At 76.4% G+C, this 16155-nt stretch carries 7 protein-coding genes; 6 read left to right on the top strand and 1 reads right to left on the bottom strand.

Features of this window, described 5'->3' with window-relative positions:
- Positions 1-64: 64 nt before the first annotated feature.
- From AB0Q96_RS23870 to AB0Q96_RS23850, 5 genes are all read left to right on the top strand, one after another.
- Positions 65-931, top strand: a complete 867-nt coding sequence (locus AB0Q96_RS23870) for a DUF4132 domain-containing protein (RefSeq protein ID WP_365328632.1) — start codon at positions 65-67, stop codon at positions 929-931.
- Complete coding sequence (locus AB0Q96_RS23865) at positions 928-5841, top strand: DNA-binding protein (protein ID WP_365328630.1); 4914 nt, start codon at positions 928-930, stop codon at positions 5839-5841. Before AB0Q96_RS23870 ends, AB0Q96_RS23865 begins: the two co-directional genes overlap by 4 nt.
- 185 nt (positions 5842-6026) lie before the next feature.
- Positions 6027-7181, top strand: a complete 1155-nt coding sequence (locus AB0Q96_RS23860; RefSeq protein ID WP_365328628.1) for an AAA family ATPase — start codon at positions 6027-6029, stop codon at positions 7179-7181.
- Positions 7178-11254, top strand: coding sequence for a DUF5682 family protein (locus tag AB0Q96_RS23855; RefSeq protein ID WP_365328626.1), 4077 nt, complete (start codon positions 7178-7180; stop codon positions 11252-11254). Before AB0Q96_RS23860 ends, AB0Q96_RS23855 begins: the two co-directional genes overlap by 4 nt.
- Complete coding sequence (locus AB0Q96_RS23850) at positions 11251-13218, top strand: hypothetical protein (protein ID WP_365328624.1); 1968 nt, start codon at positions 11251-11253, stop codon at positions 13216-13218. The genes AB0Q96_RS23855 and AB0Q96_RS23850 overlap by 4 nt, the downstream gene beginning before the upstream one ends.
- A 131-nt stretch (positions 13219-13349) precedes the next feature.
- On the opposite strand, the gene AB0Q96_RS23845 is transcribed toward AB0Q96_RS23850, so the two are convergent.
- On the bottom strand, positions 13350-13913 hold the full coding sequence (locus AB0Q96_RS23845; RefSeq protein ID WP_365328621.1) for a hypothetical protein: 564 nt from the start codon (positions 13911-13913) through the stop codon (positions 13350-13352).
- Positions 13914-13974: 61 nt separating this feature from the next.
- On the opposite strand from AB0Q96_RS23845, the gene ligA reads away from it, so the two are divergent.
- Positions 13975-16044 carry an NAD-dependent DNA ligase LigA gene (ligA, locus tag AB0Q96_RS23840; RefSeq protein WP_365328619.1) on the top strand — a complete coding sequence of 690 codons (2070 nt, stop codon included), beginning with the start codon at positions 13975-13977 and terminating at the stop codon, positions 16042-16044.
- Positions 16045-16155: the final 111 nt, after the last annotated feature.

Genomic DNA, 16155 nt, shown 5'->3' with positions numbered 1-16155 from the left:
GCTTCGTAGCCCCATGTCCGGGCTGCGCTGACACAAGTGACGGACAGGCGGAGGGGCACGGCTGATGGCGTGGCTGGCAGCGGGTGAGGGGTACGAGATCACCCTCGAGGACGGGCGTGTGATCGCACGGCGCGTCGGGGGACGGCAGTTGAAGACACTGCCGAAGGCGTTGCGGGACAGTCCCGAGGCCGACCGGCTTCGGCAGCTCGCCGCATGGCTGGACCGGCACGCGGACTCGTGCGTGGCACAGGTGGACGCGTGGATGGTGTCGTCGCTCCCGGTGCCGACCGCACTGATCGCGCGGGTGTGGCCGGACGAGGCATGGCGGTCGGCGCTGCGGGACCTGGCCGTCGTGGGCGACGACCCGGACGAGGTCGGCTTCCTGCGGGACGTCACCGCCGACGGGGAGCTCAAGGCGGTCGACCTCGACGGCGAGACCGTCCGGCTGTCCCCGCGCACGGTGACGCTGCCCCACCCGGTGCTCCTGCCGGACCTGGACGACGTACGGGACTTCGCGGCCGACCTCGGCATCACCCAGAAGGTGGAGCAGATCCACCGGGCCACCTGGGAGAAGCCGGACGGGCCGGCCGCAGGACGCCCGGAGACCGCGACGGAGGTACGGGACTACGCGGGCGGCAAGTTCGCCTCGCGGTTCGGCCTCGCCGCACGCGCCACGGGCCTCGGCTACCGGGTGTCCGGCGGCTACGCCACCTGCAAGGTGCGCGACGGGGGCCGCGGCACGGAGGCGTCGGTGTGGATCGGCGAACCGTACTGGGAGGGCGAGTCGGAGACCGGCGCACTGAGCTGGCACGACGAGGACGGCCGCGCGGTGCGGCTGAGCGAGGTCGGGCCGGTGGCCTGGTCCGAGGGGATGCGCATGGCAGCCGCGCTGTACGCCGGCCGCACGATCGAAGAGGGTGGGGACGCGTGACCGGCACGGACATCGACGACAACAAGGCACTGCTCGCGGCAGGAGCCGTGCTCCCGGCCGACGCGCGGGACGCGGGCCCCTCGGCGGTCGAACTGACCGCACGGGCCTACCGCCACGCGGTGCTCGGCGAGGACCGGGTCGTCGTGCGGCTGGCCGCGGCCGAACTCGGCCCCGCCGAGGACCTCGCCGCCGGCTTCCTCGGACTCGAACCCGAGGGGACACCGGCCGTGGTCGGTCTCGGACGCCGCCAGGAGCTCGGCTTCCCCGAGTGGGTCCTGGTGCACCACCCGGAGGACGGACACCACGCCCTGGCCGTCGTGCCGGAGCTCGACCGGCTGGCACGGCAGGCCAGGACCAAGCCCAAGGCCGCCCTCGACGCCTGCCACGAGCTGGCCGGGCGGCTCGCCTCGGCCGTCCCGCACTTCCTGCCCGTCTTCTACGAGCAGGCCGCCCGGGTCTTCCTCGGCGTCGAGAACGCCACGTACGCCGGTCAGTTGTTCGGCCGCGCCCGCACGAGCGAGGCGCAGCACGGGCTGACCGTCGACGAGGACCGGCTCGACGCCGTGTTCCTGGAGTTCGCCCTCGCCGGCGCCCTGCCCGTCAAGGTGCTCACCGGCTACGGCAAGGAGCTGTCGGCACGGCTCGCGCCCGCCGAGGCGTACGAGCGGTTCCGGCGCCTGTGCGTGCGCCGCACGGCCGGCGGGCTCGCGCCGTCGGCACAGGCCGCGACGGAGCTGAAGCGGCTCGCCCGCGCCGCGTCCCTGCCGGGGAACGAGGCGGAGCAGGACTACCTCGCCGAACTCCTGCCGCTGCCGGCGACCTTGCGGGCCGCGGCCGGCTGGTGGAAGTCGCACCGCGCCGCGCTCGTCGCGCTGGCCCGGCGCGTACCGTCCGTACGGGGCACGCTCCTGACGATGACCCCGCCCGGGGACAACGGGGAGATGTCCGGCCTGTGGCTCGGGATCCTGGCGGACTCCGGGGCCGAAGCCGGGCTCGTGGACGCGGACCTGCCGCAGGAGCAGCAGTGCTCCGACGGCGCCGCGGGCTGGCTGGAGCGCTACCACGGCGCCCGGCACCGAGGCTGGGGGCCGCGCCCCACCCCGCCCGCGCTCCTGGACCTGGTGACCCGGGCCGGCGCCCGGCTGCGCGCCGACCTGGCCGCCCGCGCCGAGGGCCGGCGGTTCCTGCGGATCGGCGTCGAGGACGCGAACCTGCTGGACCTCCTGCTCGCGCTGGACGTCGCCGTCGCCGACCCCGAGGAGAAGGAGGAGCGCCGCATCCGGCGCGGCGACGCGCTGAACCTGTCGGACTGGGCACGCGGCGAGGACCCGCGGGACCTGGCCGCGCTGGCGGCCGACCCGCGCTTCCACCCCGCCTTCCGGCGCGGCGCCGACAGCTACAACAGCGCCTCCTCCGGCACCGACGTGATGTGCCGGCTCGCCGGCTCCGCCGGTGGGCGCCCGATGCTCGCCGCATGGATGCGAGAGGTCGCCGCCTCCTCGGTGGCCGCCGGACTGCCCGGACTCCCGAACGCCATCGAGCGCCTGTCCTGGCTGCCCTCCGAGGCCCTCGCCCTCGCCCCGCGTGAGGTCGCGGCCGCGGCCGGTGCCGACCTCGGCGAGACCGTGGCCCGCACCCTGCGCGGCGGCCTGTGGGAGGAACTGAGCTGGCCCGCCTGGGAGGAGGCGCTGAAGGAGCTGGCGCCCGGGCGGCACAGCACCGAGGGCCTGACCGTCGTCGAGGCCTGGCCGCACCTGATCGTCGCCAACGCGACGCAGGCGCGCGTCATCGACGCCGACTCCACCGTCCTCGTGCACGACCTGCGGCTGCCGTCCACCAACCTGTGGCGGCGGGGCTTCCACTACGTCGACGGCGCCCTCCTGGTGTTCTGGAGCACGTACGGCGACCGCGCGCCGCGAGGCTACTGGCACACCGCGCCCGACACGGTGTTCGACCTCGCCGGCGCCGACACCTGGACCGTGCGCTCCCCGCACCCGAGCCTGCCGCTGCCCGGCGGCGGCCGCACCACCGGCGGCGGCGTCCTGCACCGCGGCGACACCAAGCTCCCGGCGGAACGCTCCCTGCTGTCCGACGGCACCTCGTACTGGGTCTGGGAGCGGGGCGAGGGCGAGGACCACGGCGGCTGGCTCGAATACGACCCCGAAGGAGGCGCCTACGGCCGCCGTTCGCAGCCCGGCTTCCTGGCCGACGCACTCCTGCGGCACGCCCCCGGCACCGAGCCGGCCGCCGCCACGTCCTGGCTGCGCCCCGCCCCCGCCGTCGAGGGCTCCGTCCAGGGACGGTCCGCCGACGGGCTCCTCGGCTGGCGCGTCGTGCGCCTGCCGGACGGCCGCCACCACGGCGAGGACACCACCGGACGCGCCGTCACCCTCCCCAAGGGCGCCGACCGGCCGGTCGCCGCGCTCACGTTCCCCGGCGACGACCGGCCGCGGGCGCTCACCCAGGAGTGGCGCGAACTGTCCCTCCACGACCCCGAGGGCGTGGTCACGACCACGGCCCACTGCGACCACCGCGACGAGCTGTACCGGACCGCCGGGCCCGCCCTGCCTCCACTGCCGTACCTGTACATGCTGCGCGCACGCGACCCGCGGGCCTCGGCGGCGCTGCGGGCCGCCGACCCCGAGACGGCCGGTGTCCTGCTGAAGGCCGCCATGGCGGCCGAGCGGGCGGCCGACCTGCCCGAGCTGGTCAGCGCCGCGCTGCCCCGGCTCTCGGCACCCGAACTCATCGCCGGTGTGGTGAAGGTGCTGCGCTTCGCCGTGGACCAGCAGAAGGCCCTGGACGGCGTCGCCGCACGCCTCGACCCGACGAACCGGCCCGCCCCGGCCCGCGTCCAGGGACCGAGCGACCAGCAGATCATCAAGGCCCTCAGCGGCATCATCGGCGGCCACTCCCGCTACGGCGCCGACTCCGACGTGACGCACCGCTTCCTGGAGACGCTGGCGACCGTCCGGGCGGACACCGCCGCCCGGCCGCAGCCGGGACGCCTGCACTTCGACCTGCCGCCGCTGCCGTACTCCGGGCTGCCCTTCGTCCCCCTCCTGGACGACCCGGCCGCGATCGCCTACCGGGCCGTCGCCCCCGGCAGCGAACCCGAGCACCGCACCACCCTGCTCGGGCTCCTCGACCAGGTCGACACGCTCGGGCTCGGCTCGACGGCCACGTCGGCCGGACACTGGCGCCGGGTCCTGGTCCACCTCACCCCGCCCCACCTGCACACCCCGGACGGGCAGGCACGCAACGTGTCCCACCGCAGCGTGCTGCCCCTGGGCGGCGGCGCGGCGCTCGGCATCACCGAACACACCGAGAGCGTCGCCGACGGGCGCGAGTTCGGCGCGCTGCTCCACGACCCCGACGGCCGCTTCGAGGTGCCCGGCCCCTACACGGCGCGCGGTGCCGCGCAGGTGGGCGACCGGACACGGAGCGCCGCGTGGCTGGCCGACTTCCTCCGGGAGGCGCGGACCCGTGGGGAGGCCCCGTACGTGCCGGCCGCCGCCGACGAGTTCAGCCGCCTCACCGGCGCGTCCGGGGCGCTCGCCCGGATCGTGCTCGCCGGCATGCCCGAGGTCGACAAGTGGGAGAACAACTTCCTGCCGCCCGAGCTGCGCAAGACCCTCGGCCTGAAGGTCGCCGAGGCAGGACACGCACGCGACGAACTGCGCACGCTCACCGCCGAGGTGCGCCGCGCGGTGCTCGCCGCGCTCCTCCCCGAGGACCCGGCCCGGCTGTGGAGCGAAGGCCCCGACGTGGCGGCGGCCGCCACGGTGTGGAACGAGAAGGTCGGGCGCCGCCGCCCGGTGCCCGACTGGCTGTCGGCGGAGGCCGCGCGCGGCACCCGCAGCGGCTGGTCCGTCCACCGGGCCCTCCCCGCGCTCCTCGACCCCGAGCCGTCCTCGGAACTCGGCACCGACGTGCCGTGGCACATCGAGGGCGACCGCCCGACGCCGATGACCCCGGCCGAAGAGCCGTTCACGTCGACGGTGCTGACCGGCGCGACGAGCCTGACGGCCTGGCTGGCCCACCGGCTGCCCGCCGGCGATCCCGTACGTGCGGCGCTGCCCAGCGCCCTGACCGCCGTACGACAGCGGCTCGCGGCACCCGGACTGCTCCTCTCCGTCGGCCACTACACGAGCCTTCCGGCCTTCCGGAAGGTGGCCGGCGCCCCGACGGAGACGGCACCGGACCACGAGCGGTACGGCGCGGTGCTCATGGCCACGCAGGACGACCAGCCGCAGCCCGCGCTACGGCCCGCGCTGCTCGACTCCACCGGCTCCGACCCCTACCTGGTGGCCCTGCGCGGCGACGACCAGCAGCCGACGGCGGTCGAGACGGCCCTGCGCCGCGTGCACGACCCGGCGTTCGCCCGCCTGCTGGCCGACCCGGGCGCCCCGGCGGCCGGCGAGACGGACGACGAGGGCCGGTGGTGGCCGCAGGACCCGTCGCGTTCGGTGCCCGAGCTGGTGGCCGAGGTCGCCGGGGCGCGCGAGCTGAGCACCGACGCGGCGACGCTGTACCTGACACTGCTGGCCATGCCCGACCCCACGGACCGCAACACCGCCCGCTGGACCGGCTGGAAGCCCGCCCGCCTCAAGGCGGCGCGCGCCGAACTGGCCGCCACCGACCTGGTCGTGTCGGCGGTACGGGCCAGGGCCGGACGCTCGCTGTTCCTGCCGGGCGCCTGGACGGAGCAGTCGGCACCCGTGCTGCCGGTCGAGCAGTGGAAGCTGCCGATGTACGGGGTGACCACGGGCACCCGGCCGACCCTGGGCGCCCTCCTGCCGACCGAACCCGCCGCCGAGCTGTTCGCCCGCGCGTGGCGGCGGATCCTCGACGGCGACGTCCCGCGCTTCGAGGAGCTGAAGGTCCGGCGGACGAGGAGGCGACGCTGAGGAACGGCCGCTGACCGGCCGCCCCTCGTCGACCCGGCCGGCGCGGCGCATCCGCACAGGGCGCGCCGCGCCGGCCCCACCCGCATCCCCATCAGCCGACCACGATCCCGCCCCGCCCCGCCGCCCCGCCCCGCCTGTACGCACGCGGGCACCCGAGCGTCCCGAACCACGAACAAGGATCCCGAATGACCGTCACCGAACAGACCGCCCCCGCCCGGCAGGGCCGGCCGGCCGAGGAACGGCACGCCGCCGAGCTCGCCTTCCTCGCCGCCCAGGACCCCGGCCCGCGACCGCCCGGCTGGGCACTCACCCCGCGCGCGGTCGTCACGTTCGTCTGCGGCAGCGACGGCGTGGCGCTGTCCCTGCCCGAGCGCCACCCGGACCTGCCGTCGAAACTGACGATCGCACCGAAGTTCGTCGGCGAACGCGCACTGGTCGAACGCTGTGTGGTCACCCTCGCCGGAGAGCGCGGACTGCTGCTCACCGGCGAACCCGGAACGGCCAAGTCGATGCTGTCGGAGCTCCTCGCCGCAGCCGTCAGCGGCAGCAGCGCCCTCACCGTGCAGGGCACCGCCGGCACCACCGAGGACGCGTTCCGCTACGGCTGGAACTACGCCCTGCTGCTCGCCCAGGGGCCCACCCCGCAGGCCCTCGTCGACTCGCCCGTCCTCGCCGCCATGCGGGCCGGACGGGTGGTACGGGTCGAGGAGATCACCCGCTGCCTGCCCGAGGTACAGGACGCCCTCGTCTCCCTCCTGTCCGACCGCCGGATCAGCGTGCCCGAACTGACCGCCACCGAGGACGCGGTCGTCCGCGCCGCACCCGGCTTCACCGTCATCGCGACGGCCAACCTGCGGGACCGGGGCGTCTCCGAGATGTCGGCCGCGCTCAAGCGCCGCTTCAACTTCGAGACCGTGGACCCGATCGCCGACGCCGACGCCGAGGCGGACCTGATCCGCCGCCAGGCCGTCGCCGCCGTACGGCGCGCGGGCGCGGCCTTCGCCGTCGACGACGCCGTCCTGGACGCCCTCGTCACCGTTTTCCGCGACCTGCGCTCCGGCCGCTCCACCGAGGGCTGGGACGTCGAACGCCCAGGCACCGTCATGTCCACCGCCGAAGCCGTGCAGGTGGCGGCGTCGCTGGGAGTCGCCGCGGCCTACCTGCCCGGCGGAGACGTGCTCGACCTGCTGCCGGGCCACCTGCTGGGCGTGGTCCGCAAGGACGACCCCGCCGACCACGCACGGCTCCTCGGCTACTGGGACGGCCCGGTACGCCGCCGCGCCGAGAACGGCTCCGCGATGTGGCGCCGGCTCTGGGACCTGCGCGGGAGCCTGCGTTGACACCCCTCGATCCACGAGCGGCCGTGGACGCGCTGGCCGCGTCCCGTACGCCGTACCTGCTGGGCGTCCGCCACCACAGCCCGGCACTCGCCGCGGTCGTCCCCGCCCTGCTCGACCAGGCGCGGGCCGAGGTGGTCTGCGTGGAGCTGCCGGCCGACTTCCGGCCCTGGCTGGAGCACCTGGCGGACCCCGAGACCATCGCCCCGGTCGCCCTGGCCGGTACGGGGGAGGGCGGCGCGCTGTCCTTCTACCCGTTCGCGGACTTCTCGCCGGAGCTCGCCGCGGTGCGCTGGGCGCGGAGCCGCGGCGTGGAGGTGCTGTGCTGCGACCTTCCCCTCGGCGACCCCGGCTGGTCGGCGGGGGCCGCCGGACCGGAAGACAGGCATGACGCGGCGGGGGAGGAGGACCGGGCCGAGGCCGGGTCCGCACGACCGGACGACGCCCCGCCCACGCGGACGGGTGCGCCGGCGGGCGGGGACGCGGACACGGACACGGGCGTCGAGACGGACGCCGCGGATCCGCTCGACGCCGCTCCTGACGACCGGGCCGCCCGGCGGCGGCACACCTACGCCCGAGCGCTCGCCGCCGCCGGAACCGGCCGCGACGGCGACGACCTGTGGGACCGCGTCGTCGAGGTGCTGGCCCCGGGGTGCACCCCGGACGCGGTACGCCGAGCCGCGCTGGGCGTCGGCTGGGCCCTGCGCGCCGACGCCGAGGTGCCCGCCACCGACCTGGCGCGGGAGGAACGCATGCGGCAGGTGATCGCCTCCGCCTCGGCGGACGGGCGCCGGGTGGCAGCCGTGATCGGCGCCTTCCACGCGCCCGCACTGCTCCTGTCCGCCGAGGGCGGAGCGGCCACGACGCCCGGCACCGCGGCGGTGGATTCGGACGGTTTGCCCCCAGGCGTACGCGACGGCTCCGGCCCGGAGGCGCGGGACGGATCCCGTACGGGCGTACCCCACGGTTCCCGTGCGGATGCCGGCCGGCCCGACGGCGCGCACGGCGCGGTCGGCGCGGTCGGCGGGAGCGGCGCGGTCGGCGGGAGCGGCGGGAGCTGCGGGACCCGTGGGAGCGGAGACGGCGGGAAGGACGAGGACGAGGGTTCGGGAGGGGGCGGCGGTGCGACGGTGACCTCGCTCGTTCCGTACTCCTTCGACCTGCTCGACTCCCGGTCCGGCTACCCCGCCGGAATCCGCGACCCGTTGTGGCAGCAGTCCGTGCTCGTCGCGGCCGGCGATCCGGAACGGATCCGGGAGGCGGCTTCCGCCGCGCTGACCGGCCTGTGCCGGGAACTGCGCCGGGCCGGTCACACCGCGGGGACCGGCGAGGCCGCCGAGACCCTGCGCCTGGCCTGCGACCTGGCCGCGCTGCGCGGACTGCCCGCACCGGGGCGCGGCGAGCTGCTGGAGGCCGTCACCACCGTGCTCGGCCAGGGCGAACCTCTCGGCCGTGGCCGGGCCCTGGCCCGCGCGCTGGAGGCCGTGTTCGTCGGCACCTCGCGCGGCCGGATCAGCCCGCACGCGCCGCGGTCCGGGCTCGGCCCCTCGGTCGAGGCCGAGCTCGCGGACCTGCGGCTGCCCCGCCCGGACGACGCCGACCGGCGCGACCTGCGGCTCGACCCGCTCCGTTCGCCCCTGGACGCCCGCCGCGAGGTGCTGCTTCAGCGCCTGCTGGTGATCGGCGCGGCGTACGGCGAACCCGTCGCCGTCGCGAGCACCGGCGACGGCACGGCACTCGGCACCAAGTGGCGTGCGGCGTGGACGCCGTCCGTGCCGGCGCGGCTCGACCTGGCGGGAGTGCGCGGGGTGACGGCGGCCCAGGCCGCCGCCGGCACGCTCGCCGCGACCGCCCGCCGGGAGGCCGCCGAAGGCGGCCCCACTCCGGACCAGATCCTCACCGGCCTCGCCGCGGCCGCGCGCTGCGACCTGCCCGAGCTCGTCGAAGGCCGCCTCCACGAGGCCGCCGCCCTGCTGCCGCACAGCGCCGACCTGCCCCAACTCCTCCAGGCCCTCGACCTGTTGGAGGGCCTGCGGCGCGGCCACTACCCCGGCACCGAGCCCGAGGCCCGCGCGGCGGCCGGCACGCTCACCGAGGAGCTGCTGGAAGCCGCCGTACGGTCCCTGCCCGGCCTCGCCGGGAGCGACAGCGCCGCCGACGCCGGGGCTCTGGTGGCGTTGGCGGACCGGACGGCCGCACGCCACCTGGGCCTCCGACTGGACCGGGCCCTCGCCGAGCTGGCCGCCGACGGCTCCCCGCTCATGCAGGGCGCCGCCCCGGCCGTACGCGTCCTGCTCGACCTGGACGACGCGGCCGGACTGGGCGAGCGTACGGCCGGCTGGATCGACGGAGCCACGACTCCCGACACGCGCCGGGCGCTGACGAGGCGCCTCTGCGGGCTGCTCACGGCCGCCGGCCCGCTGCTCCAGACCTCACCGGACGCCCTCGACCCGCTCCTGGACCGGGTCGACGAACTGTCCGACCAGGAGTTCCTCGACCGGCTCCCGGCCCTGCGGGGCGGATTCGACGCCCTGACACCGGCCGCGCGCGACCGGCTGCTCACCACCGTGACAGAACGGCTCGGTGACCGGCTCGACCTCTCGCTGGAAGCCCCGGCCGAACTGCTCGCCCTGTGGGCGGCGGCCGACGCGGCCGGATCGGCCGCGCTGAAGGCCCTGGGCCTGGACCCGAGTACGACGGACGCCGCCGGCGGCCCCCGAATCGTGCCAGCCGAGGAATCGGCAGCGAGTCCCGCTCCCGGGTCCGCCACCGAAAGCCCCGAGTCCGGCCCGGAATCCGGCGGAGGCCACGTCCCGCGCACCGGCTCCGCAGCCGAGGCCACCGCGGCGACCGCCACGACCGACCCGCCCGCACCGGCATCAGCATCCGCACCGGCACCCGCATCGGCACTCGCACCCGCGACCGGCGCCCCCGTCCTGGCCGACGCGGACCGGCGGCTCGGGCGTGCCGACCGCTGGCGCCTGTTGCTCGGCCGCCACAAGGAGCGGCTCACCGGCGACGCGCGACGATACGCCCACGCCCTCGACGAGCTCTACGGCCGTGGGCGCGGCGAGGGCGCCGAGGACCTGGACGGCGGCGCGGCGGGCCAGGGCGGCGGTCAGGACCCGTCCTTCCCGACCGCCCGGGAGTGGGCGCAGGAGCTGGAGGCCCTCTTCGGCGCGGACGTACGGGAGGAGGTCCTCGCCGAGGCCGCCGACGCCGGACGCGCGGACGTCCTCGCGCAGCTCGACCCGGCGGCGGTACGCCCGTCGGTGGAGCTGCTGAGTTCCGTGCTGTCGCTGGCCGGCGGCATGCCCGAGGCCCAACTCGCCCGACTGCGGCCGCTGGTGAAGCGGCTCGTCGACGAGCTGGCGCGGGAGCTGGCCACCCGCCTGCGCCCGGCGCTCTCCGGACTGGCCACCCCGCGACCCACCAGGCGTCCCGGTGGCCGCCTCGACCTCCCCCGTACCCTGCGGGCCAACCTCGCCCACACCCGGCGCGCCGAGGACGGCCGGCTCGTCGTCGTGCCGGAGCGCCCGGTGTTCAGCACGCGGGCGAGCAAGGAGGCCGACTGGCGCCTGATCCTCGTCGTGGACGTCTCCGGCTCGATGGAGGTATCGGTGATCTGGTCGGCGCTGACGGCCGCGGTCCTGGGCGGGGTGCCGACCCTGTCCACGCACTTCCTGGCCTTCTCCACGCAGGTGATCGACCTGACGGACCGGGTCGAGGACCCGCTGTCGCTGCTGCTGGAGGTCCGGGTCGGCGGTGGTACGCACATCGCGGCCGGCCTCGCGCACGCGCGTTCGCTGATCACCGTCCCGAGCCGCACGCTCGTCGTCGTGGTCAGCGACTTCGAGGAGGGCGCCCCGCTCGGCGGCCTGCTGGGCGAGGTGCGCGCCCTGGCGTCCTCCGGCGCCCACCTGCTGGGCTGCGCGGCACTCGACGACACCGGCGCACCGCGCTACTCGGTGCCGGTGGCGCGCCAACTCGTCGCGGCCGGTATGCCGGTGGCCGCCCTCAGCCCGCTCGCCCTCGCCCGCTGGGTGGGCGACCGCCTCCGTGGAGAACCCCGTTGAGCACCGAACTCCTGCCGCCCGTCGCCCCCGACGTCCTCGCCGCCGCCGTGGAGCAGCTCAGCGCCCGCCTGCGCAAGAAGCTGGACGCGGCGATCACGGGCTGCGCCGACCGGGCCTCCGCCACGACCGACGGTTCGGTCGAGGTCCGCTTCGGCGAGGACGCCACGGTCACCCTGCGCCCGGGCCCGTCGGGCGTGGTCGCGCACGCCGAACAGGTCGTGTGCTCCTGCCTGTTGGCCCCGCGCTGTCTGCACCGAGCCGCCGCCCTCGGAGCGGCCCCCCTCGCGGACGGGCAGGGCGACGAGCCGGACGTCGGCGAGGGCGCCGACCCGGGTACGGGCGGAGCCGACCATCCGGGCACGGGCGAGGCCGATGGCCCGGGCGCGGGCGCACGCGGGGAAGCAGGCGCGGGCGACGCTCACGGCCCGGGCGCGGGCGCACGCGGGGAGGCGGGCACGGGGGAGGCCCCGGTCGGTGCCGCGCCCGACGCGGCGCCCGGCCTGACCGGACCCCACGCCGGGCCCGCGCCCGCCCCCCTCACCCCCGCTCAACTCCACGCCGCCACCGCCCTGTGGAGCGCCGCCGCCGAAGCGCTGTCGGCCGGCGTCACCGCGGGCGGCGCGGTGGTGCAGGCCGAGCTGCTCCGCGCCGCCCACACCGCGCGGCTGGCGGCGCTGCCGCGGGCCGAGGCCGCCGCGCTGCGGGTCGTACGGGGCCTGCGGGCGGCGCGGGAGCGAAGCGAGGGGCAGCGGCTCGGCGACCTCGCGGACGCGTTCCGCGAGCTGCTGGCCGGGGCCGCCCTGCTCTGCTCCGGCTCGGCCGGCGCGGGTGCGGCGGGTTCCGTGCGCCGGGCGTACGAACAGGGCGGCAGCCTGCGGGTGTACGGCCTGTGCCGGGAGCCGGTGCTCTCGGCGACGGGGTACGGCGGCGTGACCACGCACCTCGTCGGCGCGGACGGCGCCGGATACACGGTGTCCGACGTACGCCCCGGCGGCCTCGCCCGAGCGAAGGGCGCGGGCGCCGCGTCCGTGGCGCTCGGGGGCGCCACCCTCGACCACGCCGGGCTGGCACGCGGCGGCCTTCGGATCGTCGGCGCCACGGTCTCCGCGGACGGGCGGCTCGGGGCGGGCCGGGGAGTCAGCGCGACGCCGCTGCGGGGGGTGGACTGGTCCGAGGAGCCGGTCGCCGCTCTCTTCGCCCGGCCGGTGCGCGAGGCCATGGCCGCGGCGCTCGCCGACGGCGGCCCCGGGTCCGCCGAGCCGGGAAGAGCGCCGGCGAGTCTGCTGGGCTGCGACGTGGAGGTGATCGGTGCGGCTGGCGACGCCGTCGTCGTCCGCGTCGCCGCCGAGGGCCCGCTGCTGCGGCTCCGCCCGGCGCACCCGCACCCGGAGCTGCCGCACGCCGCGAACCTGCGCCGGATCGCCCAGCACCCGGGCCTCGTACTGAGGGTGCTAGGGCGCCCCGACCTGGACCGGGCGGCGACGCTCCGGCCGTTGGCGGTCGGGCCGGTGCCCGGGGCGGCGGCGACGCTGCGACTGCCGGACGAGTGGAAGGGGCATGCGGACCTGGGCTACGACCGGCTGCAGGGCGAGCACTTCCCCCGCGGGACCGCCGGGGGTGCGCCCGTCGGGCCGGTGCCGTCGGGTCCCGAACCGCTGGCGGACGCACCCCTGTGGCGGGTGCGACGGCTGCTGGAGACGGGTGTCGCGGGTGGCCGCCGTGCCGTCGCGGAGGCGGGCCGGGGGACGGACACGGCCGCGCTCGTCGCCCGGCTGACCCGGGCGGGCCTCGGCGGAGCGGGGCACCTCGCGCGGGCGCTGACGACGGAGGCGGACCGCCGGCCGCGTGACGCCTTCGGCCGCCTCACCGACGCCTCGGCCGACGGCTACGCGCGCGCCTGGCTCGCCTCGGCCGTCCATCTCGCCGCTGCGGAGCGGACGTTGGTGGCCGCGTCCTGGTCCTGACCGCCCGTGCCCACCGGTCCGTCGCGCAGGCCCGGTGGGTAGCAGGGGTGGACCGGCAGGGGGCGCGGACTGCGAAGCCGCTCCGTTTCAGCGGCATCCTCAGGTCGCCGACCGGCCGTTCGGCGCTGCCCTCAGCCGACGGTCGGCGACGGTTCCACCGGTGGCGGCTCGGGGGAGTAGCGAGCCCCACGGGCGTTGAAATGGGCCAGGTGGTACGTGACACCGTCGAGATGCAACTCCATGGGCGGAGGGTCGGTGACCAGGTGGGCGGGCCAACGGGGAAGGCCCTCCACCCGGGCCTCCATGACCGGCGTGTTCCAGGACCGGGCGCAGTGCTCGGCCTGTTCGGGGGCCCACAGGAAGCCGGCGCCGTACTCTTCCTCGCCGGGCTCCAGTTCCAGCAGCGCGCGGACCAACGCCGCGCTGTAGACGGCGCGGACGCGGAAGTTCGTCAGGAACCGGCGTTCGATCACGATCCGCATGTAGCGGCGATGGTTGCGCCGGTGGCGTCCGGCCACGATGACGCGTTCGCCTCCGTCGCCCCAGGCCGGCGGCGCGATCCACACCTTCGCCCCCGGCGCGAAGTGCCGCAGCCCCCTGCGTATCTCCACACCGCCCTCGCCGTGGCTGGTCTCCTGCGCGACATTGGCCACGAGGCAGAGGCCCAGAGACTCGGGGCCGGTCGTATCCGTCATGGACGCCATGATCGCCCACTCGTCGGCGGGCGTTGTCAGACCCCCACGACATGATGCGTGTATGACCGCTCTTCCCGCCGTTGAGGCGTCTTCCGCCCTGCTCACCGCCGTCGACTACGCGTCCGCGCTGGACCTGCTCCGTGAGGCGTCGCGCGCCTACTACGGCGGCGGGAACAGCCCGATGGACGACGCGTCCTTCGACGCACTGCGCCGCGCCGTGCTGGACTGGGAGGCCGCGCACCCCGCCGAGACGGCCGGTTCGCCGACCGGGCTGGTCGCCGACGGCGCCGCCCCGGAGGGCGACGTCCCGCATACCTCGCGACTGCTCAGCCTGGACAACGTGTTCAGCCCCGAGGAGCTGGCCGGATGGGAGGCGTCGCTGGAGCGCAGGCTCGGGCGCGCCGCCGAAGGGGGCTTCACGGTCGAGCCGAAGCTGGACGGCGCCGCCGTCGCCGTCCGGTATCGCGGCGGCCGGCTGGTGCAGATCGTCACCCGAGGCGACGGCAGCCACGGCGAGGACGTCAGCCATGTCATCGGCGCCATCGTCGGTCTGCCGGAGCGGCTGGCCGAGCCGGTGACCTTCGAGGCGCGCGGCGAGGTCCTGTTCACGCAGGCGCAGTTCGAAGCGGCGAACGAGGTGCGCGCCGCGCACGGGGCAGCGCTGTTCGCGAACCCGCGCAACGGGGCGGCCGGCACGCTGCGGGCGAAGGACCGGCCCTACCGACTGGAGATGACCTTCTGGGCGTACGGAGCGGTCGACCTGGACGGAGAATCGTTCCTGCCCGCAGGGGCGACGCACGCCGAGACACTGGCCGCGGTCGCCGCGGCCGGGGTGCGCACCACGGCGGAGACGCCCGCCGGACTGCACGTCGTCGGCAGCATCGCCGAGGCCCAGGCCCGGGTCGACGCCATCGCCGCCCTGCGCGCCGGGCTGCCCTTCGGCATCGACGGCGTGGTCATCAAGGCCAACAGCGCCGCCGAACAGGACGCCGCCGGGCTGGGCAGCCGGTTCCCGCACTGGGCGATCGCCTACAAGCTCCCGGCCGTCGAGCGGCAGACCGTGCTGGAGGACGTGGTCTGGGAGGTCGGCCGCACCGGCGTGCTCGCCCCGACGGCCCTCCTCACCCCCGTCGACCTCGACGGCTCGACGGTCTCCCGCGCCACCCTGCACAACCCGGCCGACATCGCCCGGCGCGGGCTGCACCTCGGGGACACCGTGACCGTCTACAAGGCGGGCGACATCATCCCCCGCGTCCAGGCCCCGGTCGTCGAGCTCCGCCCCGAGGGCGCGCTGCCGGTCCCGCTGCCCGAGGCGTGCCCGCACTGCGGCGGAGCCATCGACAAGAGCCAGGAGCGGTGGCGGTGCGCGAAGGGCACGGCGTGCGCGCTCGCGCCCCTGATCGAGTACGCCGCCGGGCGCGACATCCTCGACATCGACGGCCTCGGCAAGACCTACGTCAAGGCCCTCATCGAGTCCGGTCTCGTCGGCGACGTGGCGGATCTGTTCGTCCTGACCGAGGAGCAGCTGGCCACGGCCTCGGGCAGCGCCAAGCGCGGTGCGAAGCTGGCCGAACAGCTCGCCCTGGCCAAGGGCCGCCCGCTCAGCCGCGTCTTCTGCGCCCTCGGCATCCCCGGTACGGGGCGCAGCATGTCGCGGCGGATCGCCGCGCACTTCGGCACCATGGACGCGATCCGGGCGGCGACCGCGGAGGACATCCAGACCGTGGAGGGCATGGGCCCCGAGAAGGCGCCCGTCGTCGTCGCGGAGCTCCTCGCCCTCGCGCCGGTCCTCGACAAACTGATCGCGGCGGGCGTGAACATGTCCGAACCGCAGCGGGCCGCCGACGCCGCCGGGCCGGTGGGCGAGGGGCCGCTGGCGGGCCGGACCGTCGTCGTCACCGGCAAGATGACGGGCCGCCTGGAGGGCCTCGGCCGTAAGCAGATGAACGAGCTCATCGAGCGCGCGGGCGGGCGCGCCGGGAGCGGCGTGAACGCGAAGACCTCCTGCCTGGTCGCCGCGTCCACAGCGGGCGGCAAGCCCAGCTCGAAGGCGGTCGCCGCCGAGAAGCTGGGCGTCGAGGTCCTCACCCCGGAGCAGTTCGCCGACCTCGTGGCCGACTACCTGACCTGATCCCGGCCGACTGACGCCGGCTGATTGACCGCCGGCCAGCGGAACACCGGCCACGGAAGCACCGGTGGCACCGGAGCACCGGCCCGCCGCCCGCCCCGACACAGCCCGACG

Origin of the sequence: Streptomyces sp. NPDC093111 (assembly GCF_040683955.1) — a bacterium.
GTDB lineage: Bacteria > Actinomycetota > Actinomycetes > Streptomycetales > Streptomycetaceae > Streptomyces.
The sequence above is the reverse complement of the archived record's forward strand: the minus strand, read 5'-3'. Positions and strand labels throughout refer to the sequence as shown.